This window comes from Burkholderia lata (genome assembly GCF_000012945.1).
Lineage (GTDB): Bacteria > Pseudomonadota > Gammaproteobacteria > Burkholderiales > Burkholderiaceae > Burkholderia > Burkholderia lata.
In genome coordinates, this window is the sequence record NC_007511.1 from 3,341,071 (window position 1) to 3,368,058 (window position 26,988).

Sequence of the window (26,988 nt, forward strand, 5' to 3'; positions counted from 1 at the left end):
CGCCGAACGACGCAATGCCGTCAGGTCAGAACGGAATGACGGCCTTCGCCCACACGGCCTCCCCGGCGGGCCGGTTGCGCACGAAGAACTCCTTCACGACGCGCGCTTCCACGCTGATCTTGCTGAACTGATAGCGAAACCCCGGCCCGATCGCGAACGTCTGGCCGCGAAAGCCGTCGCCCGCGACCGGCTGCCCGTTCTGCATGTCGTCCGTGGTCTGCTTGACGAAGTAGCCCGACAACCCGACCCGCGCCTTCGGCGTGACCGCATAGCTCGCCGAATAGTCGACGTGAAACAGGTTCCCCGAGTGGTAGTGGGTGTCGTTGTTCGGCGAATTGAAGCTGTACGTAATCTTCGCGGACACCTCAACCTTGTCGTTCGGCAGCCACGACACGCCGAACACCGGCCGCGCGGTGTAGTAGTTCTTGCCGGTGTTCAGCGCCGCGTTCGCGTCGTACTGCCCGGTGGGAAACACGAACTCGATCGCCGCGACCGTGCGCAACGCGCCCGACCCCCACGCGATCAGCGCGGGGCTGACGATCAGGTCGCCCAGGTTGGTGCGGTCGAACGACGCGCCACCCGCATCGAGCGAGAGATGCTGCATCGGCAGCACCGCATACGCGCCGTAGCGCCCGCCGAGCACCGACAGGTTCGACATCCAGACCACGCGCGGAATCAGCACGTCCGCATCGAGCTTGAAGCCGGGCACCGAGCCGTTGCCATGCGAATCGTTGAAGCGCGACGCGTGGTAATGCGTGTAGTACATCAGCGCGTACAACCCGGCCGGCGGCAGCGCGCCGGCGAAGAACGCTTCCGCGCCCTCGCCGATCGTATCGCCGCCGCCCTCCGTCGCCCGTGCGCCGGTGCTCAGCGCCATGCCCGCGCACGCGGCGAGCGCGCACAACCCAAATGCAGACTTCCGTTTCATCGATGTCTCCAATATTCGTTCTACTGAATTGATTTTTTGTATGGGTGCTTTCTTGAGGACCTGCGTTGCCACCGCCTGCTACGCGGCGGTGACACGTCCTGCCGACCGGCTACGGCTACGGCTCTACGGCTTCGCGCTGAAATGCTCGATGACGAGCTGGTTGAAGCGTGCGGCATGCTCGATCTGCGTCCAGTGCCCGCACCGGCCGAACACATGGAGCTGGGCGTTCGGCAGCAGCTCGAGCAGCTTCAGCGAACTGTCGAGCGGAATCACGCGGTCCTCGCGGCCGTGCACGATCAGCGTGTCATGTGTCAGTGCGCGCAGCTTCGCTTCGTCGCTCGCGAGCGCATCGACCCAGCGCTGGCGCGGCGCGGGAAACATGTTCGCGAACGCCTCCTGGTAGCCGGGCCGCACGCTCGCGTCGTAGCGCAGCTTCGCGAGTTCGTCGTTCACGAGCGCGCGATCGAACGCGAAGATGTCCAGCAGCGCGCGCATGTTCGCGATCGACGGCGTGTAACCCCACACCGCGTCGAGCCCTTCGGTCAGCGTGAAGCGCGTACCGGCCGCGCCCATCAGCACGAGCCGGCCGACCCGCTCGGGCGCCCGGATCGCGAGTGCCAGCGCGAGCGCGCCGCCGAACGAATTGCCGACCACGTGCGCACGCTCGATGTCGAGCGCGTCGAGCAGGCCGAGCGCGTGATCGACCCAGTGGTCCATTGAATAGCGATACCGGGCCGGGCGCTCGGTTTCGCCGAATCCCGCCATGTCCGGCGCGATCACGCGAAACTGCCGTGCCAGCGCGGGCATCGTGAGCCGCCAGTTCGCATAGGCCGTGACGCCCGGCCCCGAGCCGTGGATCAGCAGTACGGGTGGGCCGTCGCCGGCATCGTGATAGTTCGTGTCGATGCCGCCGGCAACGATCCGGCGGCCGATTTCAGGATTGGATGACATGACGCTCCTTCAGTCGATTCATGGGGACGTGGCGTGTTACCGCCCGCGCCGTTTCGCGCTCTGCCCGCCGATCCCGAAATGCGCCTTCGGCATCTCGGTGATGATCACGCGCACCGATTCGACCGGCGCCTCGAGCGAGCGATGAATGGCCTGCGTGACCTCGGCGATCAGGCGCTCCTTCTTGTCGTCGTCGCGGCCTTCGAGGATGTAGAGATGAGCAACCGGCACGATGGCCTCCTGTTTGGTCGTGTTTCGTTCAGATGAAACGCAGGCCGATCGAGCCGACGTCCTGCACGCGCAGCGTCACGCTGTCGCCGGCCGCGACGGCCACCGCCTCGGTAATGCCGCCCGACAGGATCACGCTGCCCGCCGGAATCGATTCGCCGCGCGCGCCCAGGTGGTTCGCGAGCATCGCGACCGCGGCGGCCGGATGCCCGAGCACCGCCGCGCCGGCGCCGAACGCCACCGGCAGGCCGTTCTTCTCGAGCACGACGCCGAGCGTGCGCAGGTCGACGCCGTCCACCGCGAGCGGGCGCCCACCCGCGACGAAGCGCGCGGCCGACGTGTTGTCGGCCACCACGCTCTTCAGGTCGAACTTGAAGTCGCGGTAGCGGCTGTCGATCACCTCGATGCCGGCGATGACGAAATCCGTCGCGGCGAGCACCGCGCCGATATGGCAGCCCGGCCCTTTCAGCTCGGCCTTGGTCACGAATGCAATCTCGGGCTCCACCTTCGGATGGATCAGCGCGGACGTATCGCACTCGCCGCCGTCGGGCAGGTCGTAGATGTCCGTGAGGAAGCCGAACACGGGCGTATCGACGCCCATCTGGCGCATCTTCGCGTGCGACGTCAGGCCGGCCTTGTAGCCGACGATCCGCGCACCGCGCCCGAGCTGCCGGCGGCGGATCGCGTCCTGCACCGCGTACGCATCGTCCCAGTCCATCTCGGGATGACGGTCGGTGATCTTCGGCGTGTCGCGCGCGTCGCGCATGCAGCCGTCGAGATGCTCGGCGAGCGATTCGACGATGTCGGTGGTCAGGTTCATGCGGCCTCCCGCTTCGCTTGCGCCGCGCGCGCCTTCGCGAGCGTCAGCGCGGTGTCTTCGATCATGTCCTCCTGCCCGCCGACCATCCCGCGCCGGCCCAGCTCGACGAGGATGTCGCGCGCCGGGATCCCGTACTTGTCGCCCGCGCGCTTCGCGAACAGCAGGAACGAGCCGTACACGCCCGCGTAGCCGAGCGTCAGCGCATCGCGATCAAGGCGGATCGGGAAGTCCATCATCGGCACGACGAGATCCTCCGCGACGTCCTGGATCTTCCACACGTCGACACCGGTCTCGATGCCCATCCGTTCGCACACGGCGACGAACACTTCGAGCGGCGTATTGCCCGCGCCGGCGCCGAGCCCGGCCGCCGCGCCGTCGATCCGGTTCGCGCCGGCCTCGATCGCGGCGATCGAGTTCGCGACGCCCATCGCGAGGTTGTGGTGGCCGTGAAAACCGAGCTCGGTCTGCGGCTGCAGCGCGTCGCGCACCGCACCGAGGCGCGCCTTCACGTCGTCGGGCAGCATGTAGCCAGCGGAGTCGGTGATGTAGATGCAGTTCGCGCCGTACGACTCCATCAGCTTCGCCTGCTTCACGAGCCCTTCCGGGCTGTTCATGTGGCTCATCATCAGGAAGCCGACGGTATCCATGTCGAGCTTGCGCGCCATCGCGATGTGCTGCTCGGAGACATCGGCCTCGGTGCAGTGCGTCGCGACGCGGATCGTATGCACGCCGAGCGCGTGCGCCTCCTTCAGGTGGTCGACGGTGCCGATGCCGGGCAGCAGCAGCGCCGATACCTTCGCGCGCTTGAGCAGCGGGATCACTGCGCCGAGGTATTCGGCGTCGGTGTGCGCGGGAAAACCGTAGTTGACCGACGAGCCGCCGAGCCCGTCGCCGTGCGTGACTTCGATCAGCGGCACGCCGGCCGCATCGAGTCCGGTCGCCACCGCGCGCATCTGGTCGAGCGTCATCTGGTGACGCTTCGGGTGCATGCCGTCACGCAGCGTCATGTCGTGGACGGTGATTCGCTTGCCTTTGAGATTCATTGCCGTTTCCTTGTTCGTCCGGTCGTGGGATGAGCGCGCGTCAGGCTGCCTGCGCGGCCGGCTGGAGCGCGAGGCGGCCGGCCAGCAGTTCCTCGGCGAACATCTCGGCGGTGCGCGCGGCGGCGGCCGTCATGATGTCGAGGTTGCCCGCGTACTTCGGCAGGTAGTCGCCGAGGCCTTCGACTTCGAGGTAGATCGACACGCGGTTGCCGTCGAACACCGGCCCGTTGACGAGCCGGTAGCCGGGCACGTAGCGCTGCACGTCGGCGATCATCGCGTGCACCGATTCGACGATGCGTGCCTCGTCGGGCGCGGTCTCGGTCAGGCAATGCACGGTGTCGCGCATGATCAACGGCGGGTCGGCCGGGTTGATCACGATGATCGCCTTGCCGTCCTTCGCGCCGCCGACCTGCGCGACTGCCGCCGCCGTCGTGCGCGTGAATTCGTCGATGTTCTTGCGCGTGCCGGGGCCGACCGAGCGCGACGACACCGTCGCGACGATCTCGCCGTACGCGACCGGCTGCACGCGGGACACCGCGCGCACCATCGGGATCGTCGCCTGGCCGCCGCACGTGACCATGTTCACGTTCATCTCGCCGGAGCCGATGTGATCCATCAGGTTGACGGGCGGCACACAGTACGGGCCGATCGCGGCCGGCGTCAGGTCGATCATCAGCACGCCGAGCGCGTTGAGCTTGCGGCTGTTCTCCGCGTGCACGTAGGCGCTCGTCGCGTCGAACGCGATCTGCACGGCGTCGGCCTGTACGTGCGGCAGCAGGCCGTCGACACCCTCCGCGGTCGTCTTCAGGCCGAGTTCGCGCGCGCGCTTCAGGCCGTCGGAATCGGGATCGATGCCGACCATCCACACGGGCTCGAGCACGGGGCTGCGCATGAGTTTGGCGAGCAGGTCGGTGCCGATGTTGCCGGGGCCGATCAGCGCGCAACGGATTTTTCGGGTCATGGGGAATTCCTCGTTTGCCAGTGAAGGGGAACGGCGCCGCTCACGCGAACCGCACCGAACATGCGCCGATCCCGCCGATCGACACGCGGAAGTTGTCGCCGGGGCCGGCCGGCGCCATCGCGGCGAGCGCGCCGGACAGGATCACTTCGCCGGCCTTCAGCGGGATGCCGAGCCGGCCGAGCGTATTGGCGAGCCACGCGACGGCATTGACCGGCGAGCCGAGCGCGGCCGCGCCGGCGCCGGTGCCGATCACGTCGCCGTTTTTCTCGAGCACCATCCCGCAGGTCGCGAGATCGACGCGGCGTGTGCTCACCGCCTGGTCGCCGAGCACGAACACGCCGCACGACGCGTTGTCCGCCACGGTGTCGCCGATGCGGATCTTCCAGTCGCGAATCCGCGAATCGACGATCTCGAAGCACGGCATCACGCATTCGGTCGCGGCGAGCACCATCGCGTTCGTCACGCCGGGGCCGAGCAGGTCGCGCTTCAGCACGAACGCGATCTCGCCTTCCGCCTTCGGCTGGATCAGCGTGTCGAGCGGAATGCACTCGCCTTCGCCATACACCATCCCCGACAGCAGGTAGCCGAAATCGGGCTGGTACACGCCGAGCATGTCCATCACGGCTTTCGACGTGACGCCGATCTTCTTGCCGATCACGGTTTCCCCGGCGTCCAGGCGGCGCTGCACGAAGCGCTGCTGGATCCGGTACGCGTCGTCGACCGACAGGTCCTCGTGCTGCGACGTCAGCGGTGCGACGGGCGTGCGCGAGGCCATCGCGTCGTACAGCCGGTCGCCCAGCGCGGTAATCAACGTGGAGTCCATAAGAGTTTTCCGGTCAGTAACGGGTGGGTCAGAGCTTGATGCAGACGTTGCGGAGTTCCGTGTAGAACTCGAGCGAATGCACGCCGCCTTCGCGGCCGATGCCCGATTGCTTCGCGCCGCCGAACGCGGTGCGCAGGTCGCGCAGGAACCACGAATTGACCCACGCGATGCCGACGTCGATCGACGCGGCGACGCGATGCGCGCGGGCGAGGTGGGTGGTCCAGATCGCGGTCGACAGCCCGTACGCGTTCGCATTCGCGCGGCCGATCACCTCGGCCTCCGAATCGAACGGCATCACGAGCGTGCACGGCCCGAAGATCTCGTCGCGCGCGATCGGCGAATCGTCGCCGAGGCCCGTCCAGATCGTCGGCTGCACCCAGGCGCCGTCGCGCAGGTCTGCCGGCATGTCGGGCACGCCGCCGCCCGTCACGACCGTCGCGCCGAGCTCGGCGGCCTTGCGGTAGTACGACAGCACCTTGTCGCGGTGCTCCTGGCTGATCAACGGGCCGATACCGGTCGTGTCCGCTTCCGGGCGGCCCGGCCGCAGTTGCTCGGCGCCGGCCTTCAGCGCGGCGACGAAGCGCTCGAACAGCGGACGCTCGACATACACGCGCTCGGTGCCGAGGCACACCTGCCCCGCGTTCGCGAAGCACGAGCGCAGCGTGCCTTCGACAGCCGCGTCGAAATCGCAGTCGGCAAACACGATCGCCGCGTTCTTGCCGCCCATCTCGAGGCTGACGGGCCGCGCGCCGTCGGCCGCCGCCTTCATGATCGCCGCGCCGGTGCGCGTCTCACCGGTGAACGTGATCGCGTTCACGCCGGGATGGGTCGTCAGGAATTCGCCGGCCGAACCGGGCCCGAAGCCGTGCACGACGTTGTAGACGCCGCGCGGCACGCCCGCCGCGTTCATCACTTCGCCGAGCAGCGCGGCCGTCTGCGGCGTTTCCTCCGACGGCTTCACGACCACCGTGTTGCCGCACGCCAGCGCGGGGCCGACCTTCCACGTCATCAGCAGCAGCGGCAGGTTCCACGGGCAAATCACGCCGACCACGCCGACCGGGCGGCGGATCGCGTAGTTGAGCGCGCCCGCGCCGTCCGGCGTCGCCATTTCGAAGGTTTCGCCGGGCACGTTCTTCACGACGTCGGCGAACACCTTGAAGTTCGCGGCGCCGCGCGGAATGTCGATATGGCTCGCGAGGCTCACCGGCTTGCCGGTGTCGGCCACTTCGGCTTCGAGGAAATCGTCGAAGCGGCGCGTGATGCCGTCGGCCACCGCGTACAGGATGTCGACGCGCTGCGCGACGGTCAGCCCGCCCCACGGCCCCGACAGCGCCGCGCGCGCCGCCTGCACGGCCGCGTCGACATCCGCGCGGCTCGCTTCGGCCACGCGGGCGATCACGGCGTTGTCGAGCGGCGAGCGCTTGTCGAACCAGCGATCGCCCGCGCGATAGTCGCCGTCGATGAAGTTGCGGACGCGCCGCGGTTCCGGCTGCCCGCCGGCGGGGCCGCGTGTCGCGGCGAGAGGTTCCGTGTCGTACATGATGTGGTTGCCGATAGTCGTGAATCCATGATCCGGTGCGGTCGCGAACGACGTATGCGAAGGACGTTCGCAAGACGCATTCGCGAGCCGCATGCCGTGTTTCGTGTACCGCCCGTCACCCGCCGCCGAAGCCGGCAGCGTCGAGGCCCGCGCGTGCACAGCTTTCGTCCTGTGCCTCGCTGCCGCCCGACACGCCGATGCCGCCGATCAGCGCGCCGTCGTCGACGATCGGCAGCCCGCCACCGAACGCGACGAAGCGCGGGCGCAACACGAGCCCCTGCTGCACCGCCGCCGAATGCGCTGCCAGCGCGTCGTGCCACGCCCCGGTCGGCAAGCCGAAGCTCGCGGCCGTGTACGCCTTGTCGATCGCGATGTCGATCGAATGCAGCGGCGCGCCGGGCATCCGCACGAATGCCGCGAGCAGGCCGGCCGCATCGACGACCGCGACGTTCACGCGCACGCCGAGCCGCTCGGCGGCCGCTGCCGCTGCCTGCGCGGCGCGCGCCGCGGCGGGCCAGTCGATCGTGCGCGTGACGACGCTGCGGGTCGAATCGTTGCAAGCCATGACGGTGTGCTCCTGTGCGTATCAGGTGTAGACGGTCGTGAACGCTTCGTTCAGCTCACCGGAATGGAAGAAGATCCCGCGCCCGAGCTCGTCCTCGGTCCAGGTCGTGACCGGGCGGTCGGGCTGCGCGAGATAGCCGAGCCCCGCGAAGGTCTCGTTGCGGTTGCCGCTCGGATCGAAGAAATAGATGGTCGTGCCGCGCGTGATGCCGTGCCGCGTAGGCGCGACGTCGATCTTCACCTTGTTCTTCGCCATCACGTCGGCCGACTTCAGCACGTCGGCCCAGTCGTCGAGGAAGAACGCGATGTGATGCAGCCCGTTTCGCGGGCCGCCGACGAACGCGATGTCGTGCGGCGTCGAGCTGCGGAACATCCACGTCGCGGCCTGGATCGTGTTGCCCGGGCCGACCATGACCTGCTCGGCCAGGTGGAAGTCGAGACACTCGGTCATGAAGCGCGTGTTCTCCTCGACGCGGTTCACGCCGGCTTCCGGGTTCATCTCGCACATCAGCAGGCAGTGGTCGAGCCAGTGCACGGCCGAGCCCGGAATGTCGTCGGGCCACGGATCGGGATTCAGCGAGCCGACCGCGGTGCCGACTTGCTCCTTCTGCGCGAACAGGCGCAGCTCGTGCCCGCTCGGCAGCAGGAAGCGCAACTGGCGGCCCACCGCCGGCAGCGCGCCGTCGGGCAGCATCTCGGTCCGGATCCCGTACGCCTCGATACGCTGCTGCAACGCGTCGAGATCGGCGTCGTGCTCGACCTTGTACGCCGCATGCTTGAGCCCCGCCTGATCGGACGGCGACAGGATCAGCGAATACCGGTCCCATTCGTCCCAACATTTCAGGTAGACGTTGCCGGCCGCGTCGCGCATCGTCTCCTGCATGCCGAGCACGCGCACGTAGTGACGCAGCGCCGCTTCCATGTCCATCACCTTCAGATTGACATGACCAATACGCATCACACCCATGGTGAGTCTCCTCCTGGTTACTTGTTGAATACCGGCGCCCCGGCGCAGGCCGAGCCGCAGAAAAACGGCTTTTTCAGCCGGCCCGCCACTTCCAGCTCGACGTCGCCGTCCGGCGCGACGCGGCACGCGAGCGCATAGCCGTCGCGCTCTTCGTCGGCGCTGACGTGCGCGCGGCTGATCGGCCCGAGCCGGTGCACGACGCCGCGCAGCACGCGCACCTTGCACACGCCGCACCCGCCGTTCAGGCACCCGACCGGAATGCCGCGCCGGCCGAGCTTCGCCATCCCGGCCAGCAGCGATTCGCCGGCCGCGCACGCATAGCGCTCGTCGGTCTGCGTGATCGTCACCGTGGCGCACACGCGGCCCGCATCCATGTCACACCCGCCGGAACAGCGGGCTGCGCGTCTGTTGCGCGTCGGCCGCCGAGATGAACTTCTCGTGATAGATGTCGCGCTCGAACAGGCGGCCCTTCATCAACGCGGTGATGCAGGCGTCGATCATCGCGGGCGGCCCGCACAGGTACGCCTGGTGGCCGGAAAAGTCGCCGTCGAAATGCGCGTTCGCGACGTCGTGCACGAACCCCTGCGCGATTCCGCCACCGGCATCCGCCGCGCCTTCGGACAGCGCCGGCACGTACGTGAAGTTCGGGTAACGCTCGGCGAGCGCGCGGAATTCGTCGTGGTAGTAGAGCTCCTTCGCGTTGCGCTGGCCGTAAACCAGCGTGATCGGCGCAGTGATGCCGCCGTCGAGCAGGTCCGCGATCATCGAGCGCGGGCTCGACAGGCCCGATCCGCCGGCCATGAAGATCATCGGCAACGCGGCCGAGCGGCGCACGAAGAAGCGGCCGTACGGGCCCGACAGCCGCACGCGGTCGCCCGCCGCCAGTTGCTCGTGCAGGTAGCCGGTGCCGAGCCCGCCCGGCACCTGCCGCACGTTCAGCTCGATCTCGCCGGTGGCGGCCACGTCGGCCGGCGAATTCGCGATCGAGAACGCGCGACTCTGCCCGAGCCCCGGAATCTCGAGCTGCACGTACTGGCCGGCCTGGAAATGGATCGGCTGCGACAGCTTCAGGCGGATCGACTTGATGGTCGGCGTGAGCTGCTCGATGCGCGTGACGTCCGCCGCGAAGTCCTTGACGGGGATGATCTCCGCGTCCGGCTCCTCGTCGACGTCGGCCTCGATCACGGTGTCGGCCTGCAGCGTCGCGCAGCACGCGAGCGCCTTGCCTTCCTCGCGCTCGAAGTCCATCAGCGCGAACGGGTTCGCGTCGCCGAGGTCGGTCTCGCCGTCGAGCACGGCGACCTTGCAGGTGCCGCACAGCCCGTGACAGCACGCATGCGGAATGTAGATGCCCTGGCGCAGCGCCGCGTCGAGCATCGTCTGCCCTTCCTCGACCTCGATCGTGACGCCCAGCGGCTCGATGGTTAGTTGGTGGCTCATGATGGTTCGTCCGTCCGCGTTCGCGGTCAGAAGCTCGCGCCGCCGAGGCCGTCGAGGCCCGGTGTGCGGAAGCTGATCAGGTCCTTGTGCCCGAGGCCGTTGCCGGCCAGGCTCTTTGCCGCGTCCGGCGCCCACGGCTCGCCGGAACGGAACCACTCGACGCGATCCCAGTCGATCTTGGCGAAGTCCGGGTGGTAGCCGTAGACGGGCGGCAGCACGTCGCGTGCGAGCGCGCCGAACGGCAGGTCCGGCGGCAGCGGCAGGCAGAACGGCGCCGGGAACATCAGGTGGTCTTCCCAGCACACGTAGAGCAACGGTGCCGGAAACTTCCCGACCTCATCCTTGATCGGGAAGTCGTAGGGTTTGAGCGCGATGACGGCCATGCTTGTCTCCTGTCGGCCGGCGTTCGCGCATGCGCGCGTGCGCCGGTCTCGTTCAAGTTGCGTAGGGGATGCGGATCGATCAGTTGCTCGTGGCCTGGCCACGCCATGCCGCGAAGTTCCTCTGGTCTTCCGAGCCTTCGAAATCGAGGTTGTCGCGACCCATGCCCACCGCGTAGTAGTCGAGTACGGCGGCGAGCGGATCGAAGCCTTCGGCGCTCGGGTCCGCATCGGGCGGGAAGCAGTTGCCCTGGTGGATCTGATGCACGGGCAGCCACGCTTGCACGTACTTCTGCGGCTCGTGATCGAAGATTTCCTTGCAGTGATCGCTGCAGAAATGGAACTTGTTGCCGAGGTAGTCCGATTCGCGCGCGCCGATCTTGCGCGGGTTGCCGGGCTCGGTGAACAGCATCGGGATCTGGCAGGTCTGGCACAGCATCGGCAGCGTCTTCATGTAGAAGCGGTTGCCGGCTTTCGCCTGTTCACCCCAGTGGTCGAAGCGCGGGCGGTAGTAGCGGTCGAACGAGTCGGGATACTTCGCCGCCAGCCAGTTCATCTCGTCTTCCGTCGGCACCCAGGTGTGGAACGCGGACGCCGCGTTGAAGCCGTAGAACGTCGACCATGCCTGGTGGCTGATGTGGTCCTTGCCTTCGCACGCGTCCTGCCAGCCCTTCGGCTCTCGAATGCCGTAGCGCGCGAGATCCTTGAACAGCGCGCCGCCGTTCTGCTCCGCGTACATCTCCCACGATTCGCGCCAGCTCATCACGCGCTTCGGCTGCATGTAGTCCATCATCATCGCGACGAGCGTCAGCAGCCGGTAGCCGCGCCAGAACCACTTGTCGATCCAGCGCTGCACGATCGGCACGTTGCCCGGGTCCTGCTCGAGCAGGAACTTGATGCACTCGATGCCGAGCGTCATGTGGCGCGACTCGTCCGACTGCGCGGAAAAGCCGAACGTGACGGTCGACATGTCGCCGTTGTAGGCCGCGCCCGACATGAACGGCACGAACAGCAGGTTCGTCAGCACGTATTCGAACGAGAAGCTCACGGCCGTCAGGAATTCGAACGGCCCCGACGAGTACGCATCTTCGAAGAACGACTTCGGCACCGACAGGTACCAGACGCGGTCGAACCAGTGGTTCGAGTGATGGAAGCCGTTGAAGAACTTGTTGTACGTCGACATCGCGTGCGTTTCGGTCTGGTAGTGCCGCAATTCGTCGATCGACTGCATCTGGCACGCGATGCGCGCACCCTCGCCGGTGAAGTGCCGGCCGACGTGCGCGAAGCCGCGATGCGCGAGGTATTCGAGCGGCGTCACGCCCTGGATGAACAGCTTCAGCGCGTTGATGTAGCGCGCATCGGTCACGCCGAGGAACGCGTTGTTCTGCGTGAACGCGTCGATCACCGCGTACAGCTTCTTTTCCTTCTCGCCCTGGTACTTCCAGTACGCGTCCATCGTCAGGCGGAACGGGTCGACCCACTTGTCCCAGTCGTGGATCTTGATGCCCTCGTAGCGGTCGTACGGGAAGACCTTGTCCATCGGCTGGTAGGTCGTCTCCCAGCCGAGGCCGCGCGTCATCGCCGCGTAGCGGTCCTTCAGGCCGAGTTTTTTCTTGAGCGTAGGCGTGTCCATTCGTGTCTCCGGTGTTGTCGGTGCGCGTGGCGCGGCGTTCAGTGCGACCAGCTCAGCGTGAACTGGTCGTCGTCCTCGTCGATATGGCCGGACAGCGTGATCAGGTTCACCTGCAGTTGCTGCAGGTCGAAACGCGTACCGGTGAGTTCCTCGATCGTTTCGCGGCGGATCGTCAGCCGGTCGGGCGAATCGATCTTGATCATGCCGGGCGACTCGACCACCGTCGCGAGCGGGTTGTCCGCGACGATCGCCTCGACGATCGGTCTGGACTCCTCATTGGCCTGAAAGGCGATGAATACGTTGGACATGCTGGTTTCCTGGATAAAAGTTGGGCGGCCCGGGCTCAGCGCGCGATGCCGAGCTTCGCGACACGCGTGTGGAACTGTTCTCGCGCTTCGTCGAGCGCGGCGCGGCCGTCGTCCTGCAGCGCCAGCGTCGCCACCGGCGCGAGCGCCGCGTCGGCCCGCTCGGACCAGTCGCGCGTCCAGCGTGCCAGCAGCGCGCGGTTGTCGTCGGATTCGGACGCCATCGTCTTTACGACGGCATCGATCCAGCGGTTCGATTCGGTGTGCCATTCCGGCATGAACGCGGTCAGCATCGCCACCGCCGAGCCGCCCGCGAGCGCGATCCGCTCGTCGACGAAGCGGTCGTACACGAGCGGGTAAAGCAGCCCGTCGAGCGCCAGGTTCTGCGCGACGAACAGCTCGACCGGATCGGCAACCACCAGCGTGTCCTCGACATAACGCCGCAGCGGCTGCCACGCGGCGCCGGTCGTCCACGCCGCCTTGGCGGTGTCGAGCACATCGGGCTCGGCCATCGCGAGCGCGAGCCGCGTGAGGTATTGCGCAACCCCGAGGTTGTCCATCGCATGGAACATCGCGGGCGCCGTGAACGCGGTGCCGTAGCCGAGCGCGCAGACCTGCGCGTTGTTCATGTTCGCGCCCCAGGCCGCGTGGCGCAGCGGCACCAGCACGTCGAGCGCGTGCGCGGCGACGTCGTTGCGCATCAGGCCGATCATCCGGCGCGACTCGACGAACTCGAAGTTCGCTTCCATCGTGTCCTGCTGGCGGGCCCGCGTGGTCGCCCACGACGCGTAGTAGAACTGGCGCGGATCCTTCAGCGCGTACCAGTTCGCCATCCGGATCGCCGAACGCGATGCGTCGAAGATCTCGTAATCGGGATCCCACGTCGGGCGGTAATGGAAGTTCGCCTGGGGCTGCGCGCCCATCATGCCTTCCTGGTAGCGCGTCGCCGTCTTGTCGCCGCCGATGTTCTGCGCCACGTGCGCAAAGGTGTGCCGGAGCGGCTTGATGTCGACTGTCTTCAGCTCGATGGTCACTTCTTGCTCCTCAAGGTCATGGGTTCGCTTCGACGTCCAGCCGCGTGACCTGCTGTTCGCGGCAGAACGCGTCGAAGGCGGCAGGAGGCAACGTCAGCTCGACGCACAGCTCCGGCGCGCCGCCGATCGAAAACTCGAATTCGACGAAGCCGCGGGTGTTCGTGCCGGTCACGCGGACGCACTTGCGGCCCGGGTCGAGCGGGAAAAGATCGGTGTCGGTTGGATTCATGTCCGGTGTCGCCTCCATGCCGTCCTTCAATGCAGCATCCGTGCCACGCGCGGCCGGTTCGACAAAAAATCTCGATAATTCAGGGAAAGCCCTGACGCAAAGTTCAAATTCGCGATCCACAATGGCGGTTAACCAGAATCGAAACCGCGCCCGGGCGATTGCGCTGAACCCCAGATTCGGCGGCCCTCTTCATCATTTGAGCAACCCGGCAGCGCGCATTTGATGAAATGATCAAACGGCTGCCCGGGTTGGGGCGCCGCGAGCGGCAATTTCGAAAATCACGAGAAATCTCGACGGAGGAGACATGACGCGGCCCAGCCTGCCCCCCTTGCCGCCGGACACCGACCTGCGCAAGCTGATCCATTTTTCGGCGAGCGACGGCCGCATCTGGCTCGCCGGACAGCGGATGGTGCTGCTCCACGCCGGCGCGCTGGCGACGCTGCGCCAGGAATTGATGGAAAGCGTCGGGCCCGCGCAGACGCGGCGCTTCTTCACGCGCGTCGGCTTCGCGGCCGGCGAACGGGACGCCGCGCTCGCCCGCGAGATCCGCAGCGGCGCGTCGCTGTTCGACATGTTTCATGTCGGCCCGCAGTTGCACATGCTCGAAGGCGCCGTGCAGGTCACGCCGTTGCGCTTCGAGGCCGATCCCGCGACGGGCGCGTTCTATTGCGAATACCGCTGGGAACATTCATGGGAGGCCGACGTGCATCGCCGCACGTTCGGGCCGCAGCCCGAGCCGGTGTGCTGGATGCTGATCGGCTATGCGACCGGCTATACGAGCGCCTTCATAGGCCGGACGATCCTGTTCAAGGAAACGGGCTGCGTCGGCATGCAGGACCCGCACTGCACGATCGTCGGCAAGCCGGCCGAGGAATGGCCTGATGCCGAGGAAATCTCGTCGTGGTTCAAGGCCGATTCGCTGATCAATACGATCCGCGACCTGCAGACCGAGGTCGAATCGCTGCGCCTCGAGATCGCGCCCGACGATGACCGCACGCGGCTCGTCGGGCGCTCCGACGCGTTTCGTGCCGCCTATGCGCTGCTGGAGACGGCCGCGCCGACCAAGGTGGCCGTCCTGCTCACCGGCGAGACGGGCGTCGGCAAGGAGCGCTTCGCCCGCGCGCTGCACAGCCTCAGCCCGCGCGCCGCGAAGCCGTTCGTCGCGATCAACTGCGCGGCCATTCCGCACGCGCTGATCGAGTCGGAACTGTTCGGTGCGGAGAAAGGCGCATTCACGGGCTCGCAGGTCGCGCGTGCCGGGCGCTTCGAGCGCGCGAACGGCGGCACGCTGTTCCTGGACGAGATCGGCGAGTTGCCGCTCGACGTGCAGGCCAAGCTGCTGCGCGTGCTTCAGGAGGGCGAGGTCGAACGGCTCGGCGCGACCGACAGCAGGAAGGTGGAGGTGCGCGTCGTCGCGGCCACCAACCGCGATCTGGAACAGGCCGTGCGCGACGGCACCTTCCGCGCCGACCTCTACTACCGGATCAACGTCTACCCGGTGCTGATTCCGCCGCTGCGCGACCGCCAGGACGACATCGCGCTGCTCGCCGACGCGATGCTGGAACGTTTCGCGTCGCTGCACGGCAAGCCGGCGCCCACGCTGACCGACTATGCGTATGACGCGCTGCGTGGCTACCGATGGCCCGGCAACGTGCGCGAGCTCGAAAACCTGATCGAGCGCGCGGTGATCCTGTCGCGCCCGAACCGGCCGGTCGACGCGAAGGACCTGTTCCCCGGCGTCGGGCTGCCCGGCGGCGCAACCGTCGACCGGGCGGGCCAGATCAAGCCGGCCGCCGCGCTGTCGATCGACTGCGCGACGATCCTCGACCAGTTGCAGGGCGGCGGCGGGCTCGACGGCCTCGAGCGCGCGCTGCTGCACGAGGCCGTCGATCGCGCGAACGGCAACCTGTCGGCCGCCGCCCGCCTGCTCGGGCTGACGCGCGCGCAGCTCAGCTATCGCCTCAACCGCAAACAGGATCAGGAGGAAACGTGACATGAACACCATCCTGCCCGCCCACCCGTTCGCCGACGCACTGCGCGACGACACGCCGCCCGCGAGCGAGCCGGCCGCCGACGACGCGGTCGAACCGCATGCACGCACGCTCAGCGAGCATGCGTACCATCAGCTTCGCCAGCACATCATCGAGGGGCACTACCCGCCCGGCGCGAAGCTGCGCGTCGAGCACCTGAAGAACGTGTACGGCGTCGGCGCGGGCACGCTGCGCGAGGCGCTCACGCGGCTCGTCAGCGATGCACTGGTCGTCGCAGAAGGACAGCGCGGGTTTCGCGTCACGCCGATGTCGGTCGACGATCTCGAAGCGATCACGCGGCTGCGCATCCATATCGAGGTCGATGCGCTGCGCGAATCCGTGCGGCGCGGCGACGATGCGTGGGAACACAGGGTGCGGCAAAGCTTCGAGATGCTGTCGGCCTGGGAGCAGCCGGTATCGATCGAACACCGCACCGCGTGGGAAGCATGCAACCGGCGCTTTCACGAAGCGCTGATCTCGGCGGCCGCGACGCCGTGGACCTACCTGATCCTGCGCATGCTGTCGCAGCAAAGCGAACGGTACCGGCGCGTGTGCATCGGGCTCGGCGATTCGAAACGCGACGTCCATGCGGAACATGCGTGCCTGTTCGAAGCCGCGATGCGACGCGCCGATGCGCGCGCGGCGCTCGCGCTCGAAGACCATATCGGCACGACGCTCGCCGTCGTACGCAACGCGCCGCCCGGTACGCTGCCGTTCTAATGCTTCACGGCGCGCTCGCGGCGCTCAGGCCAGCGCGGGATACCCGTGCGCGGCCGCCTCGCGCTCGAACCGCGCAATCGTGTCGTAATCGCCTGGCGACAACCGTTCGAATCCCTTCAGCCGCAGCACGCGCGCGCGCTCGGCATCGGCCGACACCGCACGATCGAGCGCGTCCCGCAACGCGGCGACCTGCGATTCCGGCAGCGTGTGCGATGCGATGAACGGCAGTCCCGGCGCAGCGGCCGTCATCCCGATGATTCGAATGTCCTTCAGCAATTCGGGCAGTGCGTCCCGCACGTACGCGAACGTCACGCAGTCGATCGCCGCGCAATCGGCCTCATCTGAAGCCAGCGCACGCAGCACATTCAGGTGCGAACCGAACGGCGTGACCGATCCGAAGAATCGCCCGTCGCGTGCATGCGGCGCAACCGCATGCCGAAGCGCGTTCATCCCGCTGTGCGAATCTCCGCCGTTGAATGCGGCCCGCAGCCCCCGGCATGCGGCGAGCGTCGTCGCGCCGCCCGCATGCGCGCGAGCCGACACGACCAGCGCGCTGCTGTAATGCGCGCCGTGGCATCCGTCTGCATCGAACACGGGGGTCGCGATCAGTCGCACGACATCGCGCAAGCCCAGCATCCGGTACGGATAGCCACAGGTCTGCGATAGCAGCAGATCGTCGCGCTGCCATAGCGCATGCAGGTCGTCGAACGATTCATCCGGAAGCGCGACATCGCCGGGCCCACCCGCGTTCGCGAACGCATCGAGTGCATCGCGCAGCAGTGCGCGCCATAGCGCGTCATGGCGTGGCGTCACGTTGTACATCGGCAGTACTGCGATCCATGGGTTCATGCGGGCATTCTACGCATCGCCGCTCGCGTAGCGGAACCTGAGTCAATCTTGGCAAAACGGGGGCCGAACGTGGCGCAGCGCGCCCGAAGCTTATCGGCCACGCGACGATAAGCAAATGCGAATCGATTGGTTGGCCGCACAGCGCGATCCCGGTACCGTCGTGATGCCTGCCCGAGCATCGCCATCGCACGTGATAACGGACAGGCCGACCGTGATCCGCGAGACACCTGCGCACCCGGGCCGAGCGCACCGGTTCAACCGCTCGTTCCCCGCACCGCCCATTCAATCCCGCCTCAACGCCATGGCCGAATACTTCGACGTCGACCACGCGCGTGCGATCGCCGCGCTCGACACCCGCTTCACCGCCCGCACCGAGTGGCCGACCTGGCTGCTGGTCGTCGCGATCTACGGCGGCTGGCTTGCCGTGCTGCTGCTCGTGCGCGACGGCACCCTGTCGCTCGCGGCCGCGACACCGCCGCTGATCCTGCTCGGCGCATGGCACCTGTCGCTGCAGCACGAGCTGCTGCACGGCCATCCGACGCGCTCCGCGCGCGTGAACAAGCTGCTCGGCTATCCGCCGCTGACGGTCTGGTATCCGTACACGCTGTATCGCGACACGCATCTCGACCATCACCGCGACGAAGACCTGACCGTGCCGGGCGTCGATCCCGAAACGAACTACGTCACGCGCGAACGCTGGGCGCAGTTGCCGCGCTGGCGCCGCGTGCTGACGGTCGCACGCAAGACTTTCATCGGACGATTCTTAGCCGGGCCGCCGCTGAGCATCTTAGCGATGGGCATCGATGCATGCGCTGCGTTTCGTCGCGGCGATTTTCGCTATCTGCCGATGTGGGCGATGCATATCGCCTGCGTGATTGCGCTGCTCGCGTGGCTGCAATGGGCGATCGGCGTGCCGTGGTGGTACTACCTGCTCGCGGTCACGTGGCCCGCGTTGTCGATCGCGATGATCCGCTCGCTGTACGAGCATCGTGCCGCACCGCATCCGAAGGCGCGCATCGCGATCAATGAAGCCGGCTTCGCGATGCGGCTGCTGTACCTGAACAACAACTATCACCTCGTCCATCACGACCTGCCGAAGCTACCGTGGTACGACTTGCCGCGCGCGTACCGGATGCGTCGCGACGCGTATACGCGGAAGTGCGGCGGCTTCGTGATTCGCGGCGGGTACCGCGAACTGCTCGCGCGCCATGCGTGGACGCCGACCGATACGCCCGTGCATCCGTTTGATCAGGGCACGGCGTCATTGTCGACGGGGAGCGGTGTGAAGGTGGCGGTGGTCGACAAGGTGGTGCAGATCAGTACGTGACGTTCGGCGAAGCCTACGATTCGTCCGCTCAGCGGCATATTCCTTACGAAACGCCGACAATTTGATGGACACCCGCGCATTGCCAATTACGCCGGCAATGCCCAGAATGACGGCTCGTCCGGGGCTTCCAACAATCATTCGCCCCGGCTCTGCTCCCGGCCGCGCGCCGCACTCCCCCACGACGATGCAACCGAACACCCCGCCCGGCGCAATCCGCGCGATCGGCAACGACTGGTCCGTTTCCGCGATTACCGCAGGCTTTCTCGCGGTACTGATTTCCTACGCGGGCCCGCTCGCGATCTTCTTCCAGGCCGCACAGGCGGCCCATGCGTCCAACGCGATGGTGTCGTCGTGGGTCTGGGCGATCTCGATCGGCGCGGGCGTATCGGGCCTGTTCGCGAGCTGGAAGCTGAAGGTGCCGGTCATCACTGCGTGGTCGGCGCCCGGCACCGCGCTGCTCGTCGGCCTGTTTCCGCAACTGACGCTCAACCAGGCCGTCGGCGCGTACATCACGGCCGCGCTGATCATCCTGCTGATCGGCGTGACCGGCTATTTCGACCGGCTCGTGCGCCACATTCCGCGCGGCATCGCGTGCGGGATGATGGCCGGCATCCTGCTGCCGTTCGGCACGCATGCGTTCGCTGCCGCGTCGGAGCAGCCCGCGCTCGCGTTCGGGATGATCGCCGCCTACGTGATCTTCAAGCGCCTGCTGCCGCGCTACAGCATCGTGCTCGTCTTGCTGACGGGCGCCGTGCTGGCGACGCTGCTCGGGATGACGCATCTCGGCAACGTCTCGGCGAGCCTCGCGCACCCGATCTTCATCGCGCCCGAATGGACGCTCGGCACGACGCTCAGCCTCGCGCTGCCGCTCGTCGTCGTCAGCCTCACCGGCCAGTTCCTGCCGGGCATGACGATCCTGCGCGTGTCCGGCTATCACACCCCCGCGCGTCCGATCATCACGGCGACCAGCGTGATGTCGCTCGTGGTCGCGTGCTTCGGCGGGATCACGATCGTCGTCGCGGCGATCACGGCCGCGCTGTGCACCGGCAAGGATGCGCATGAAGACCCGGACCGGCGCTACATCGCCGGACTCGCGAACGGGGCGATCTACCTGATCGGCGGTCTCTTCGCGGGCACGATCGTCGCGGTGTTCTTCGCGCTGCCGAAGGCGTTCGTCGCAATCCTCGCGGGGCTCGCGCTGATCGGTGCAATCGGCGCGAACGTGCACGGGATCTTCGAGGACGAGAACCACCGCGAAGCGTCGCTGATCACGTTCCTCGCAACCGCGTCGGGCATGACGTGGCTCGGGCTCGGCTCCGCGTTCTGGGGGATCGTGATCGGGTCGCTTTCATATGCGGTACTGAACAAGGTTCGGCGACCGGCGTGATGCGCTACGCGGGTCGCCGCCTCGGCTAATCAGATGTGCAATATGCGCACGCACAGAAACGCCAAGAGCCAATGGGCAGCGACCACGCCAACGAGATATCCAGCAATGACAAGCGGCGGGCGGCGTCGCGCAAACAAGTAAAAACCGAGCGCCGCAAAGAGAATCATCGGGCCAAAGACGTATGAGAACAGTTTGATTGTGCTCTGAATGGTTATGGCGCAAGCATCCACGCCGCCGCCACACTCGCCCACGCGCGGGACGCAGAGGCTCGAAATGGATGAGCACAAATAGCTGTCAATCAACGTCCATATGACGACACTCGCGACGCCGGCGAGCCCGAATCCTGCGGTCCCAAAGAAACGGCGCATTACTTGACTTCCCAAAAGAGAATCTGCTTGGAGTTGCGCAGGTCTGACCAACCGAAATCAGTGTCGGGGAGAAGTTCTTGGAGGCCGAAAGCTCTGCCGAACGTTGATATCACTCCAGGCACACTGCTGACTGTCATTCGCGAGCCGTTCCACAAATCTATGTGGCCACCACTCGCATTCGCGGCCGATTCACCGCCGCGCGTCCAGTACCTGGAGAACTGTATGATACCGGTGCGTCCCTTGACCTTCGACTCCCAGTCCGCCCCAGTGATGTCCGCTGCTTTGGGAAGACCCGCGAAGGGCTGAAGCTGCAGCCATTTTCCCATCTCTTCGGCACGCGTTGCCGTCGGTTTGCCATCAAGCATGATTCGGCCGATGGTCTTTGCGCCCGATACGGGCTTTACCGTCTTCGAGTTGAATGACTTCATGCCAACGCCGACGCGATGTAATGTGACGCTCATCCGAATGGCGCATTGATTTGTGTAGGCGGGGTTGTCATATGGCTTGCCCGAAGGGAAGTTATCCCAAAGCTCTTGAAACGTGACGCCTGAAAGGGGTACTTCTTTCTCTGAACCTTGCGAGCTGTTCGAACGGATTTTGATTGGCTTGGGGTGTGGCACGCGTCATTCTCCGTGTTGTTTCACGAGAGCGTCGTCGCCCCAATAGATGGTGTAGTCGTCGGAGTTGTCGCCGGTATGAATGCGGGGAAGCCGGCCACTCGCATCAAGACTCCCGTAATGCACGCGGCCATCCGACGTTTCGATGTAGTACGGCATGCCTTCCGTTGCATGCTCGGTTGCCCTCACGCGTTCGTCATATGCGCCTTTCTTGACCGACGCGACACCACCGGTTGCCGTTCGGCTCGAAACGACTTCCCCGAGACCCTTTAGCCCATCACTGCACCATGCTTCACCGGCAAGTGAAGCCATGACGCGCGGTGGCATCGAGCACCCACACAGCACGATGTCTTGATCTAGCGCGACCTCGCCTCGAAACTTGAGCCGATACGGACCACCCGCCTTTGCGATGATGCCGGTGTTTTTGCATGCATCGCAAAATGCGCTTCCGCCGATCAGAGCTGCTTGATGCCCACGTACAAGGAACGGTGGTCCGCTGTATGGCTGAATTGTCCCGCCACTTGAAAGACTATCGCCAACAACTGCAATGCGTCGCTTCATTGACTGATCCTCTCGAAAGGACCAATCCTAATCGCGTCACGTATCGGGGCATCTCAATAAGACAGGGAGATCTTCTGGGACGAGAGCCACCGCGAAGCGTCGCTGATCACGTTCCTCGCGACCGCGTCGGGCATGACGTGGCTCGGGCTCGGCTCCGCGTTCTGGGGGATCGTGATCGGGTCGTTTTCGTATGCTGTACTGAACAAAGTGCGGCGACCGGCGTGATGCGGGTCGCCGCCGCTGTTACCGCGCGTGCTGGCGCACCAGTTGCGCAAGCGCATCCGTCAGCGTCGTCGTGCCGTAAAGCCGCTCCGACACACCCGCCTCGACGTCGATCTGCCCGGCGTTGTGCACGTCGTAGAGATCGACGATCAACTGCGCATGGCGTTCGCTGAGACCCGCACGCAGCAGCGTCGCAGCCCAGGTATCGCGCGGCAGTTCATGCGCGACGATCGCGCGGCCGGCCGCCGCGCCGAGCGTATCGGCAATCGCCGTCACACTCACCCGCCGCGGCCCTTCGACACTGACGATGCGCGGCCCGTCACCGCGTTCGGGTGCATCGAGCAGCAGCCGCGCCGCGACGACGCCCACATCGGGCGCCCAGACCGTCGGGAACACCTTGCCGACCGGATGGTGAAAGCTCGGTAGCACGCCGGTGCCGAGCGCAACCGGCAGGATGCGCGTCCAGTTCTGCAGATGCTCGGCCGAGCGCAGCAGCGTCACGTGCGTCGGGATCGTCCGCAGCCGCTCCTCGAAGTGATGAAACAGCCGGGTGATGCCCGTATTGCCGTCGCGCTCCGCACCGTAGTCCGACAGCGCGAGCAGCACCGGCGGCGGGTTGGCGGCGAGGGCGGCGGTCGCGACGTCGATCGTCTGCGTCATCGTCGCGGCCGGATCGGGGTCGGCGACAGGTACCGGGCACAGTATCTGGACGGCCCGCGCGCCGTCGATTGCCGCTGCGACCGCGTTCGCGTCCGTCAGCTCGGCGATTACGACGTCGCAGCCGAGCTGCGCAAAACGTTCACGATGGCGTGCGTCGCGCAACACCGCGCGCACGGGATGGCCGGCGTTGCGCAAGGCCGTCACGGTCGACTGGCCGACGTTGCCGGATGCACCGAAGATCACGAACACGATTCGCTCCTGAGGGGATGAAGGTGGCGTGATTGTCGGTTTGCGCGGCGGGAACGGCGCGCAGGGAGGGATGAATACAGCAGGAAAGGATGATGGATTGGAGAGAGGTGGCGGCCATGCGAGTCGCCCGCTGCCTCGCCAGTCGCTTCGAATTTGACGCTCTACCGACGACGAGCAACGACACACCCTCGATCGATGCGTCGCTCACGCTCAATGCGTTGCGCTTCAGCAGGCTCGCCGATGAGGCGCTTTCCGGATGAGGGCGCGCGCGACAATTGTCCAGCAGCCTGCTGGAGAGATTCGCCCCGGGATCTAACGCGACAACTCACATCCTCCCCGATGCCATCACTTCGCTACGCCCCGCTCCCGCTGCCCTCACCGTCATACGCAAGCCGCAGCCCGCCACGCCCCCCCGACCGCGCAATCTCGGTCGGTGTCGCCCCCAGCACGCGATTCATCCAGTTCGCCATGTGGCTCTGGTGTGCGAACCCGGCTTCGAGCGCGATCTGGCTGATGCTGAGCCGGCCTTCGAGCAGCAATGCCTTCGCGCGCTCGACCCGGCGCCGCACGACGTACTGGTGCACCGGCATCCCGAGCGTTTCGCGGAACAGCACCTTGAAATGCGGCACGCTGATCGACACGAGCGCCGCGAGTTCGGCCAGCGTCATGCGCCGGTCGAGGTTCGCTTCGACATAGTCGATCACGCGCGCGGCCGCCTTCGGCGCAAGCGTGCGGCGGCGCTCGCGAAACGCCGGCTGGCCGTCGACCAGCCGTGCGACGAGCGCGGTGCACAGGCTTTCCGCATAGAGCGGATCCGACGCGTCTTCCGCTTCGAGTTCGGCGGCCATCGCCCATGCGATGTGCTGCAGGCGCGGGTCACGCACCTGCAACCGGCGGCGGATTTGCCCCTGCGACGGCTTCAGTTCGAGCTGTTCGACGGTCCGCCGCACAAACGTGTCGCTGAGCGCGATATGGAGGATCTGGCAGTCGGCGCTGTCGGTCCACTGGCCGGGCAGGCCAGCCGGAATCACGTCGACGTCGCCATGCGCCTGGATGCGCGACACGCGCTCGCCGTCGCACACGCAATCCGCGCGAACGGGCGACCCGATATGCACGCCGATCCGGTGATGCTCGACCGCCGGAATCCGGTAGGTGCCCGCGCGGATTTCCAGCAGCGACGCGCCGAAGCCGTGCCAGCCAAGCCCGCGGCTCGAGCGCAGGCTGACCGGGACGCCGTTGTCCGTCGGCGCCGCGAGAATCGCATCGCTCATGGCCTTCCTCCAGTCGATGGGGATGTCGAACGCGCATTGTGACGCGTTTTCGGACCGTCTGCCGGGCCGGCCGGTGGCCCGCCCGGGTCGAGCAGAAAAAGATCATCCGTTTCTGCTCAGGGCCATCCTTGCGTGTGCGCCGGCGAGCGCCGCGCCGCTTACGATGGCCTCATCCGACACCTACGGAGACCGTCATGCCCCATCAGTGCCTTGCGCAACGCACCGCGCTCACCGCGCCGTCGCCCGCCACCACCCACCCTTCATCCGGCCCCCGCTCCCGCAGCAATCGCACCACGCTCGCCGCCTGGTGCCTGCGCATCGTCGGCTGGTACCGGCTCGAACGGCTGCTCGCGTCGATCCCCGACAGCAACGACGACTTCGGGCTCGTCTGACCGGCCACACGGCCGGCGTCGCCCGACTCATTGCGCCGCCTACTTGCGCCGCCGTTCATGCGGCGCCACCGTCGCGCCGTCGATCACCGGTGCGCCCTGCTTGATCAGGAAGTCGCGGAACAGCCCCGTGACCTGCGAAATCCGCCGGTCGGCGAGCGTGACCACATACCATTCCCGCTCGATCGGGTTGCCGGGGAACGGCAGTTGCCCGAGCAGCCCGGTGCGCAGTTCGAGTGCACACGCGTGCAACGACAGGAACGCAACGCCGAGCCCGGCTTCGGCCATCTGCTTGATGGCCTCGTTGCTCGACAGTTCGGAACCCACATGGAACCGGTAACCCCCGTTCTTGAACAGGCTCTCGACGGTCGAGCGCGTACCCGCGCCGCGTTCGCGCACGAGCAGGTGCGCGGATTCGAGATCCTTCAGCGCGACACGCTTGCGCTGCATCAGCGGATGGCCGGGCGCCGCGACGAACACCATCGGATGCTTCGCGAACTCGACCGCGTGCGTGCGCAGCTCCTTCGGCGCGCTGCCCATCACCGCGAGATCGATTTCATGCGTGGCGAGCATGCGGATGATGTCGTCGCGATTTCCAACCTTGAAATAAGTCTTCACATGCGGACGCGTCGCGGTGAATTTCACGAGCAGCGGCGGAATCAGGTACTCGGCCGTCGTGATCGCGCCGATCCGCAACGTACCGCCGAGATCGCCCGTGAGCGCGGCCACTTCATCACCGGCCTCACTCCACAGATGCAGGATCTCGCGCGCGTAGCGCGACACGATCTCGCCGGCCGCGGTCAGCTGCACGCCGCGCCCCACCCGCTGCAGCAGCGCGGCGCCCACCGCCTCCTCGAGCAGGCGAACCTGCAGCGACACGGCCGGCTGCGTCAGGTTCAGTTCCTCGGCCGCCCGCGACACGCTGCCGAGCCGCGCAATCATGTCCAGCGCCTTCAGCTGCCGGAACGTCGCGGTCTTTCCTATAAGTGAATACATATGAGTCGCTTATAAACATTAAATTGTTCGTGTGGGTTCGAAACTATATCGTCGGTTCTTGAGCAATGTCATCCGAATCGTCATTCAGCAGGAGCCCAACATGGACAACACCACGCCCAACCTTGCAACGGACCGCGCACCGCGCCTGCCGCGCATCGTGATCGTCGGCGGCGGCGCCGGCGGCCTGCACCTCGCCACGCGTCTCGGCGATACGGTCGGACGCCGCGGGCAAGCCGAAGTCGTGCTCGTCGATCGCTATCCGACGCACTTCTGGAAGCCGCTGTTGCACGAAGCCGCCTCGGGCCATCGCGACCCGGCATCGCACACGATCGAATACGCGGCGCAAGCGAAGCGCCACGGTTTCCGCTTCGTGCAGGGCGCGCTGCAACAGGTCGACCGCGCGGCACGCACCGCAACGATCGCGGCCGTACAGGACGCGGACGGCACGGAAATCCTGCCGCAGCGCGAGCTCGACTATGACGATCTCGTGCTCGCGGTCGGCAGCGTGACGAACTTCTTCAATGTGCCGGGTGCGGCGCGCCACGCGCTGCCGCTCGAAAACCTCGACCAGGCCGAGGATTTCCGCCGGAAGTTTCTCGCGGCCTGCACGAAGGCGAATCACCTGGCCGAGCAGCAGCCCGCGCGGCGCGCGGCGCCGATCTGCATCAACGTGATCGGTGCGGGCGCGACGGGCGTCGAGCTGGCAGCGGCATTGCGGGATTCGATCCAGCAACTGACGACGTACCGCTTCAAGGCGCTGGTGTCCGCACGCGACGTGCACATCCGGCTGATCGAAGGCGGCCCGCGCATCCTGCCGGCGCTCGACGAGCGGCTGTCCGGCAAGATGCACGCGCAGCTTCGCGCGCTGAACGTCGACGTGCTGACCGATACCCGCGTGGCGGAAGTCGGCGCGGATGCCGTGACGACCTCGACCGGCGAACGCCTCGCGAGCGACATCACGATCTGGGCGGCCGGCGTGGCAGGCCCGGCGTTCCTGCGGCAGATCGGCGACATCGCGCTCAACCGTTCGAACCAGGTGATCGTGACCGATACGCTGCAGACGCCGGACGATCCGCACGTGTATGCGTTCGGCGACTGCGCCGCCTGCCCGACAGCCGGTGCAAACGGGTTCCTGCCGCCGCGCGCGCAGGTCGCGTATCAGCAGGCCGTGTACCTCGTCAACGCGTTCGCGCGGCGCGTCGCCGGCAAGCCGGTGGCCGGCTTCACGTTCCGCGATGCGGGCACCGTCGTGTCGCTCGGGCATGCGGGCGCCGTGTACCAGGCCGACATCAGCGTGCGTTCGCGTTCGCTGATCGTGGACGGGCTTGCGGCGATCGGGCTGTACAAGTTCCTGTATCGCAAGCACCTGTTCAGCGTGGTCGGCGTGAAGCGTGCGCTGTTCCAGTCGCTGAGCCACTGGCTGCAAAGCCGTAACCAGCCGTCGATCAAGCTGCACTGATCGCGCCGGTTCACACGCGCTATCGCAAGACGGCATATCG

Annotated in this window: 31 protein-coding genes and 1 pseudogene; 8 read left to right on the forward strand and 24 right to left on the reverse strand. The window is 66.6% G+C overall.

Annotation, left to right across the window (positions count from 1 at the left end):
* Positions 1–25: 25 nt before the first annotated feature.
* The 17 genes from BCEP18194_RS37475 to BCEP18194_RS37555 form a co-directional block, all read right to left on the reverse strand.
* Positions 26–928: a SphA family protein gene (locus BCEP18194_RS37475; protein WP_011356545.1), complete on the reverse strand. Its 903-nt coding sequence runs from the start codon at positions 926–928 to the stop codon at positions 26–28.
* Positions 929–1,051: 123 nt separating this feature from the next.
* The gene (locus tag BCEP18194_RS37480; protein ID WP_011356546.1) at positions 1,052–1,879 is read right to left on the reverse strand and encodes an alpha/beta fold hydrolase; all 828 of its coding nucleotides are present in this window, start codon (positions 1,877–1,879) and stop codon (positions 1,052–1,054) included.
* A 36-nt stretch (positions 1,880–1,915) separates the two neighbouring features.
* Positions 1,916–2,107 carry a 2-hydroxymuconate tautomerase gene (locus BCEP18194_RS37485; RefSeq protein WP_011356547.1) on the reverse strand — a complete coding sequence of 64 codons (192 nt, stop codon included), beginning with the start codon at positions 2,105–2,107 and terminating at the stop codon, positions 1,916–1,918.
* Between the two features lie 28 nt (positions 2,108–2,135).
* Complete coding sequence (gene dmpH / locus BCEP18194_RS37490; protein WP_011356548.1) at positions 2,136–2,924, reverse strand: 2-oxo-3-hexenedioate decarboxylase; 789 nt, start codon at positions 2,922–2,924, stop codon at positions 2,136–2,138.
* Positions 2,921–3,967, reverse strand: coding sequence for a 4-hydroxy-2-oxovalerate aldolase (dmpG, locus tag BCEP18194_RS37495; RefSeq protein ID WP_011356549.1), 1,047 nt, complete (start codon positions 3,965–3,967; stop codon positions 2,921–2,923). Before dmpG ends, dmpH begins: the two co-directional genes overlap by 4 nt.
* Positions 3,968–4,007: 40 nt before the next feature.
* The gene (locus BCEP18194_RS37500; RefSeq protein ID WP_011356550.1) at positions 4,008–4,928 is read right to left on the reverse strand and encodes an acetaldehyde dehydrogenase (acetylating); all 921 of its coding nucleotides are present in this window, start codon (positions 4,926–4,928) and stop codon (positions 4,008–4,010) included.
* A gap of 40 nt (positions 4,929–4,968) precedes the next feature.
* On the reverse strand, positions 4,969–5,751 hold the full coding sequence (gene dmpE, locus BCEP18194_RS37505; RefSeq protein ID WP_011356551.1) for a 2-oxopent-4-enoate hydratase: 783 nt from the start codon (positions 5,749–5,751) through the stop codon (positions 4,969–4,971).
* Between the two features lie 28 nt (positions 5,752–5,779).
* Entirely contained in the window at positions 5,780–7,291 is a 1,512-nt protein-coding gene (locus BCEP18194_RS37510; RefSeq protein ID WP_050781685.1) for a 2-hydroxymuconic semialdehyde dehydrogenase, read from the reverse strand.
* A gap of 115 nt (positions 7,292–7,406) precedes the next feature.
* Entirely contained in the window at positions 7,407–7,856 is a 450-nt protein-coding gene (locus tag BCEP18194_RS37515; RefSeq protein WP_011356553.1) for a GlcG/HbpS family heme-binding protein, read from the reverse strand.
* A gap of 21 nt (positions 7,857–7,877) precedes the next feature.
* The gene (locus BCEP18194_RS37520; protein ID WP_011356554.1) at positions 7,878–8,822 is read right to left on the reverse strand and encodes a catechol 2,3-dioxygenase; all 945 of its coding nucleotides are present in this window, start codon (positions 8,820–8,822) and stop codon (positions 7,878–7,880) included.
* A gap of 17 nt (positions 8,823–8,839) precedes the next feature.
* Positions 8,840–9,196 (reverse strand): 2Fe-2S iron-sulfur cluster-binding protein, encoded by a 357-nt coding sequence (locus BCEP18194_RS37525; protein WP_011356555.1) that lies wholly within the window; start codon positions 9,194–9,196, stop codon positions 8,840–8,842.
* Between the two features lies 1 nt (position 9,197).
* Complete coding sequence (locus BCEP18194_RS37530; protein WP_011356556.1) at positions 9,198–10,262, reverse strand: NADH:ubiquinone reductase (Na(+)-transporting) subunit F; 1,065 nt, start codon at positions 10,260–10,262, stop codon at positions 9,198–9,200.
* A 26-nt stretch (positions 10,263–10,288) separates the two neighbouring features.
* Complete coding sequence (locus BCEP18194_RS37535; RefSeq protein WP_011356557.1) at positions 10,289–10,645, reverse strand: phenol hydroxylase subunit P4; 357 nt, start codon at positions 10,643–10,645, stop codon at positions 10,289–10,291.
* A gap of 79 nt (positions 10,646–10,724) precedes the next feature.
* Positions 10,725–12,275, reverse strand: coding sequence for an aromatic/alkene/methane monooxygenase hydroxylase/oxygenase subunit alpha (locus tag BCEP18194_RS37540; RefSeq protein ID WP_011356558.1), 1,551 nt, complete (start codon positions 12,273–12,275; stop codon positions 10,725–10,727).
* 38 nt (positions 12,276–12,313) lie between these two features.
* A complete protein-coding gene (locus tag BCEP18194_RS37545) occupies positions 12,314–12,583 on the reverse strand; it encodes an MmoB/DmpM family protein (RefSeq protein ID WP_011356559.1) in 270 nt (89 codons plus the stop codon).
* A 35-nt stretch (positions 12,584–12,618) separates the two neighbouring features.
* Entirely contained in the window at positions 12,619–13,614 is a 996-nt protein-coding gene (locus BCEP18194_RS37550) for a phenol hydroxylase (RefSeq protein WP_011356560.1), read from the reverse strand.
* 16 nt (positions 13,615–13,630) lie between these two features.
* Positions 13,631–13,963, reverse strand: a complete 333-nt coding sequence (locus BCEP18194_RS37555; RefSeq protein ID WP_244273045.1) for a phenol hydroxylase subunit — start codon at positions 13,961–13,963, stop codon at positions 13,631–13,633.
* A gap of 184 nt (positions 13,964–14,147) precedes the next feature.
* Here BCEP18194_RS37555 and BCEP18194_RS37560 point away from each other — a divergent pair, with 184 nt between their 5' ends.
* The gene (locus BCEP18194_RS37560; protein ID WP_011356562.1) at positions 14,148–15,836 is read left to right on the forward strand and encodes a sigma-54-dependent Fis family transcriptional regulator; all 1,689 of its coding nucleotides are present in this window, start codon (positions 14,148–14,150) and stop codon (positions 15,834–15,836) included.
* A 1-nt stretch (position 15,837) separates the two neighbouring features.
* Positions 15,838–16,593, forward strand: coding sequence for a GntR family transcriptional regulator (locus BCEP18194_RS37565; RefSeq protein ID WP_011356563.1), 756 nt, complete (start codon positions 15,838–15,840; stop codon positions 16,591–16,593).
* Positions 16,594–16,617: 24 nt separating this feature from the next.
* Here BCEP18194_RS37565 and BCEP18194_RS37570 read toward each other — a convergent pair whose 3' ends face one another.
* A complete protein-coding gene (locus BCEP18194_RS37570; protein WP_011356564.1) occupies positions 16,618–17,442 on the reverse strand; it encodes a phosphate/phosphite/phosphonate ABC transporter substrate-binding protein in 825 nt (274 codons plus the stop codon).
* Between the two features lie 301 nt (positions 17,443–17,743).
* Here BCEP18194_RS37570 and BCEP18194_RS37575 point away from each other — a divergent pair, with 301 nt between their 5' ends.
* Together BCEP18194_RS37575 and BCEP18194_RS37580 are read left to right on the forward strand one after the other, a co-directional pair.
* Positions 17,744–18,769: a fatty acid desaturase gene (locus BCEP18194_RS37575; RefSeq protein WP_011356565.1), complete on the forward strand. Its 1,026-nt coding sequence runs from the start codon at positions 17,744–17,746 to the stop codon at positions 18,767–18,769.
* Between the two features lie 184 nt (positions 18,770–18,953).
* Positions 18,954–20,156: a benzoate/H(+) symporter BenE family transporter gene (locus BCEP18194_RS37580; protein ID WP_041493411.1), complete on the forward strand. Its 1,203-nt coding sequence runs from the start codon at positions 18,954–18,956 to the stop codon at positions 20,154–20,156.
* Positions 20,157–20,185: 29 nt separating this feature from the next.
* Here BCEP18194_RS37580 and BCEP18194_RS37585 read toward each other — a convergent pair whose 3' ends face one another.
* Genes BCEP18194_RS37585 through BCEP18194_RS40630 form a run of 3 tightly spaced genes read right to left on the reverse strand, consistent with a single transcriptional unit; the run spans position 20,186 to position 21,702 of the window.
* A complete protein-coding gene (locus BCEP18194_RS37585) occupies positions 20,186–20,524 on the reverse strand; it encodes a hypothetical protein (protein WP_041493412.1) in 339 nt (112 codons plus the stop codon).
* On the reverse strand, positions 20,524–21,144 hold the full coding sequence (locus BCEP18194_RS37590) for a type VI secretion system amidase effector protein Tae4 (protein WP_011356567.1): 621 nt from the start codon (positions 21,142–21,144) through the stop codon (positions 20,524–20,526). Before BCEP18194_RS37590 ends, BCEP18194_RS37585 begins: the two co-directional genes overlap by 1 nt.
* Before the next feature lie 3 nt (positions 21,145–21,147).
* The gene (locus BCEP18194_RS40630; protein WP_081436699.1) at positions 21,148–21,702 is read right to left on the reverse strand and encodes a PAAR domain-containing protein; all 555 of its coding nucleotides are present in this window, start codon (positions 21,700–21,702) and stop codon (positions 21,148–21,150) included.
* Between the two features lie 69 nt (positions 21,703–21,771).
* Here BCEP18194_RS40630 and BCEP18194_RS40635 point away from each other — a divergent pair.
* A pseudogene (locus BCEP18194_RS40635) lies at positions 21,772–21,927 on the forward strand (benzoate/H(+) symporter BenE family transporter); the annotation flags it as partial.
* A gap of 18 nt (positions 21,928–21,945) precedes the next feature.
* Here the strand turns inward: BCEP18194_RS40635 and BCEP18194_RS37595 are convergent.
* Entirely contained in the window at positions 21,946–22,833 is an 888-nt protein-coding gene (locus tag BCEP18194_RS37595) for an NAD(P)H-binding protein (RefSeq protein ID WP_011356569.1), read from the reverse strand.
* 92 nt (positions 22,834–22,925) lie between these two features.
* On the opposite strand from BCEP18194_RS37595, the gene BCEP18194_RS41545 reads away from it, so the two are divergent.
* A complete protein-coding gene (locus tag BCEP18194_RS41545; RefSeq protein WP_157687424.1) occupies positions 22,926–23,093 on the forward strand; it encodes a hypothetical protein in 168 nt (55 codons plus the stop codon).
* Between the two features lie 93 nt (positions 23,094–23,186).
* Here BCEP18194_RS41545 and BCEP18194_RS37600 read toward each other — a convergent pair whose 3' ends face one another.
* Positions 23,187–24,104 carry an AraC family transcriptional regulator gene (locus tag BCEP18194_RS37600; protein WP_011356570.1) on the reverse strand — a complete coding sequence of 306 codons (918 nt, stop codon included), beginning with the start codon at positions 24,102–24,104 and terminating at the stop codon, positions 23,187–23,189.
* Positions 24,105–24,298: 194 nt separating this feature from the next.
* Between BCEP18194_RS37600 and BCEP18194_RS37605 the strand changes: the two genes are divergently transcribed.
* Positions 24,299–24,496 carry a hypothetical protein gene (locus tag BCEP18194_RS37605; RefSeq protein WP_041493413.1) on the forward strand — a complete coding sequence of 66 codons (198 nt, stop codon included), beginning with the start codon at positions 24,299–24,301 and terminating at the stop codon, positions 24,494–24,496.
* 39 nt (positions 24,497–24,535) lie between these two features.
* Here BCEP18194_RS37605 and BCEP18194_RS37610 read toward each other — a convergent pair whose 3' ends face one another.
* A complete protein-coding gene (locus BCEP18194_RS37610) occupies positions 24,536–25,489 on the reverse strand; it encodes a LysR family transcriptional regulator (RefSeq protein WP_011356572.1) in 954 nt (317 codons plus the stop codon).
* A 100-nt stretch (positions 25,490–25,589) separates the two neighbouring features.
* Here BCEP18194_RS37610 and BCEP18194_RS37615 point away from each other — a divergent pair, with 100 nt between their 5' ends.
* Positions 25,590–26,948, forward strand: coding sequence for an NAD(P)/FAD-dependent oxidoreductase (locus tag BCEP18194_RS37615; RefSeq protein ID WP_011356573.1), 1,359 nt, complete (start codon positions 25,590–25,592; stop codon positions 26,946–26,948).
* The last annotated feature ends 40 nt before the right edge of the window (positions 26,949–26,988 follow it).